The sequence below is a fragment of the Paraburkholderia sp. SARCC-3016 genome (assembly GCF_031119615.1).
Taxonomy (GTDB): domain Bacteria; phylum Pseudomonadota; class Gammaproteobacteria; order Burkholderiales; family Burkholderiaceae; genus Paraburkholderia.
This window is the reverse complement of the sequence record NZ_JAVHZD010000080.1, coordinates 1-3723: the sequence shown is the minus strand read 5'-3', so window position 1 is coordinate 3723 and position 3723 is coordinate 1. Positions and strand designations below refer to the sequence as shown.

At 56.7% G+C, this 3723-nt stretch carries 2 protein-coding genes and 3 pseudogenes; 2 read left to right on the top strand and 3 right to left on the bottom strand.

From position 1 onward, the window contains the following. Positions 1-74: 74 nt before the first annotated feature. Both QYH69_RS35680 and QYH69_RS35675 read right to left on the bottom strand, forming a co-directional pair. A pseudogene (locus QYH69_RS35680) lies at positions 75-946 on the bottom strand (IS3 family transposase); the annotation flags it as partial. After that, positions 943-1281, bottom strand: a pseudogene (locus tag QYH69_RS35675) (transposase); the annotation flags it as partial. The pseudogenes QYH69_RS35675 and QYH69_RS35680, both read right to left, overlap by 4 nt. A gap of 108 nt (positions 1282-1389) precedes the next feature. On the opposite strand from QYH69_RS35675, the pseudogene QYH69_RS35670 reads away from it, so the two are divergent. Together QYH69_RS35670 and QYH69_RS35665 are read left to right on the top strand one after the other, a co-directional pair. Beyond that, positions 1390-1536: pseudogene (locus QYH69_RS35670) on the top strand (transposase domain-containing protein); the annotation flags it as partial. A gap of 1469 nt (positions 1537-3005) precedes the next feature. Then, positions 3006-3401, top strand: a complete 396-nt coding sequence (locus QYH69_RS35665; protein ID WP_308836312.1) for a 6-carboxytetrahydropterin synthase — start codon at positions 3006-3008, stop codon at positions 3399-3401. 105 nt (positions 3402-3506) lie between these two features. Here the strand turns inward: QYH69_RS35665 and QYH69_RS35660 are convergent. After that, the coding region (locus tag QYH69_RS35660; protein ID WP_308836311.1) for a hypothetical protein at positions 3507-3723 on the bottom strand (217 nt) is incomplete at its 5' end.

The following is a 3723-nucleotide window of genomic DNA, read 5'->3' as shown; positions in this document are numbered from 1 at the left end:
CGATACCAACGACACAACAGGGCTCTCTAGATTTATCAACAACATAGCGAGGTTGGGCAGTATGAAACGCACTTGTAAAAGCCGAGCCAGTCAATCACCTCGTCCATTGCAGCACGCCGCGTGGCGAAGTGTCGGCCATGCATGCGTGCTACCTTCAACGAACCCCACAGACTTTCCGTTGGCGCGTTATCCCAACAATCGCCACGTCGGCTCATCGATGAACGCATGCCGTAGGCCTTCAGCGTGTCCTGAAACAGGCCGCTGCAATACTGGCTGCCCCTGTCGCTATGCACGATTACGCTGGCTTGTGGACGGCGTCGGAACCATGCCATGCGCAGCGCGTCCGTGACCAGCTCCGCTTTCATGTGCGGCTGCATCGACCAACCCACCACCTGCCGGCTAAACAGGTCGATGATGACCGCGAGGTACACCCAGCCTTCGGCTGTCGCCAAATAAGTAATATCGCTCGTCCAGACCTGGTTCGGGGCGGTGGCGGTGAAGTTGCGCGCGAGCAGATTTGGCGCAACCGGCAAATCGTGGTTCGAGTTCGTTGTCGCGATGTACTTGCGCTTGTGGCGAGCCCGAATGCCATGCTGAGCCATCAGCTTGCGAACCCGCTCCTTGCCCACGCGCACGCCAAGTGCGAGCAGTTCCTTCCACATGCGCGGCCAGCCATATTCGCCTTTGACCTGCGCGTGAATCGCCTTGATGTTTGCCAGCAGTGCGTCGTCACTCACGCGGCCCCGGTGCGGCTTGGCCTGTGCGGTGCGTTGCCGGCGCTGATGATATCCGCTGGGACTGACTTCCAGCACTTCGCATAGCACCGAGACCGGCCAGTGGTGTCGATTGCGCTCGATGAACGCGTACTTCACATCGACTCCTTGGCGAAGTACGCGGCCGCTTTTTTTAAAATATCCCGCTCCATCTTCAGGCGAGCCACTTCGGCACAAATCTCATGTTTGGCCGGGTCACAGCCTCACAGATGGCAGCTGCGTCAGCCGCATCGTTCTTGCCCTGCTTGCCTGACATACGGTATGGGGCGACAAGTTTCGGCGCTATAAGCTTTATTGTGTGTCCGTACTGCTTGAACATTCGCGCCCAATGATGTGCACCAGAGCAGGCCTCCATGCCGATCAGGCAAGGCGGAAGTTGTGCGATGAGTATCACCAGTTGATCGCGCATAACGCGTGGCTTGATCAGGACGGCTTTGCCAGCCTCGTCCACGCCATGAACGGCAAAGACGTTCTTTGCAAGATCGATTCCTAAAGTTGCAATAGCCATGAACTTCCCCTGATGTCGACGCGGTTGGAGGATCGGGACCGAACAATCGTACGCCGATCCCGGGTCACGGCTTCCGCCGAACCCTCGGGATGGGGAAGTCCCTTTCATTCGTGTCGGGCCTGCAACGTCGAACCCTACGCATACCTGCTGCACGTGCTCACCGAATTGCCGCAGCGCGCGCCGGATGCCGACGTCACCGATCTCCTGCCGTTCAACTGCGCCAGGCTCATTGCCCGGACACGCAATCCCGCCTGATCACGCGCGGACCTGGTCAATTGCCGACGTACCAGAACCTCGCACTCCGCATGGGCGTATATCCAATTCCGTGTGCCAGATTTAGCGCTTACGATGTTTCGCATGCGGGACCAATTTCCGCCTGATTTTTTCGCAATGTAGCGGTTGTTGAAGAGCCGGTCCATGCGATCGGCTTTTTGTTACTGGTAACGGAAACGGCGTGATCGCCCTGGTACTGCAGGTGAAGAAACTGCAGGCCTGGCGTAAGTTGTCTGTACGCCAGCGCGAAGTCCCGGCGAACGGTGCAGAGCGCGATTCGTGTAATACGCACCGGGTTCGTGCCGGTGAGGCAGGACAAGCGTCTCACAGTGCAACGATAGCGTTCCTTCATTCATAGAAGTTGATTGATATGCCAAGTGTACGAAGTGAAAGCCCACGAGTCTCGGATGTTGGTTCGGATCATGGTTCCACCGACGCCTTGTTGCCAGAGCAGCATCTCGTTGCGCCCCTGAACGCCACGCCACAGCCGAACTTGGGATCTAAGTTGAGAGCGCTTTTTAATATTCGTCAGGACCGGCCGACACGCCCTTCCCTAACGACCCAGACTATCGACTCCAAACTCAGCAAAGACGTTCGCACACGTGTCAAAAGCGGGCACTCGGGTGACGCGAGAACGGTGTTGCGGCAAGCGCCGCTAATGGAACTTGTCGGACTATCCAAGAAAGGAAATTCGGTCTTCCACCATCTTGGAACTACGGCCGGACGAGAAGCTATAGGTGCAAAGGATGGAAACGCGAAGGAGACGGAAGATATGGCGCGCTCGTTGTTCACAAGGTTACAGGAGCAAAACTCTGCGGATCGCGCGAGAATTTTGAATGGTCGCAATGAAGATGGGAACACACCGCTGCATATGATCTGCAAGAGATATGGAGAATCTACAGGCGGAACTCGAAGTGAACGTGTGTTAAGAGATATTGCGCTTGAGATGGTGCACCTTGGTGCAGATCCCAGCCTGACGAACCAAGCGGGACGAACTCCATCCGAACTTAGCACCCACGGCGGGAGCGGCTTTGTGGGTACGTTACGGGGAGGGCCAGCGGCCAAGCAAGAACCAATTGACCTCGGCGCGCGTAGGTCGGACCGTTTTTCGCGTCCGCGACAATCTTAGGCTGTTTAGCCGTTCGGGTTGGATCGATCGACCGCGCACGTCGCCATCATCGCTGTCGCGCGCGAGCTGGCGGGTTTCATCTGGGACGTCGGTCGAATGGGGATGGCATTTGCTCTGCCTTCCAACGTACAAGTCGCATAAAGGAGTTCATCCCGCAGTCGGCGGTTTCGTGTTTCGCTCTCTAACTACGGTAGTAGCGCACCCTTGACATAGGACATTTGTAAAGCTGGCGGCATTCTCCGGCGACGCCCAGAACAGCAAGAGTTCTCGGTGACGAATTCGAAGTTTTTGCTGATAGGATTCAGAAATGGAAGAAGTGCCAATGTTCTACGAACTTAGCCAAAAATTTTTCTTTGAGGCAGCCCATACGCTCGACCGCGAACTGGATGCTGAAGGTAGCCGCAGGATCCATGGCCATACTTACCAAGCGCAGGTAACAGTGCGCGGCGCGCCGCATGCCCGCTCGGCCATGATACTCGACCTCGGCGATCTGAATGCTCACATAAATCGAGTGCGTAATCAGCTGGACCATCACTTTCTGGACGAGGTGCCTGGCCTCGGGCCGGCGACGCTCGAAAGCCTATGCGCGTTTATTTACCGCGAGCTCTTAGCCATGGTACCGAACGTCGTCCGGGTGAGAGTCGAGCGATCGGCAACTGGCGACCGCTGCGAACTGGTCAGCGCCGCTTGCATCCCAACACCGCTCAAGGTGCACTGACGGGTTCGCATATACAGGTCGCTCGACGGGAGCGCAATGGAACCAGCGACTGTCTCGACAGCTGTACCTCCGTTAAGGAAGGTGCAGGAATACACTTTAGAAGCATTAACAAGTGCGACGCGTGTCGCCGTCCGCCGGACGTAAATCGGCAACGTAGTGGATGGCAAAGCTCTTCTCTGCCTTGTCACATTCAACCACCTGAACATCGGAGAGTGAAGCCGTGACCTGCTGTACGACCAGCAGTTTGAGGCCGGTCGGAGAAAGTAGACGCCAACATTCCGTAGAATTTGGGAATGGAGGCAAACATGAACCGAATCCCCAA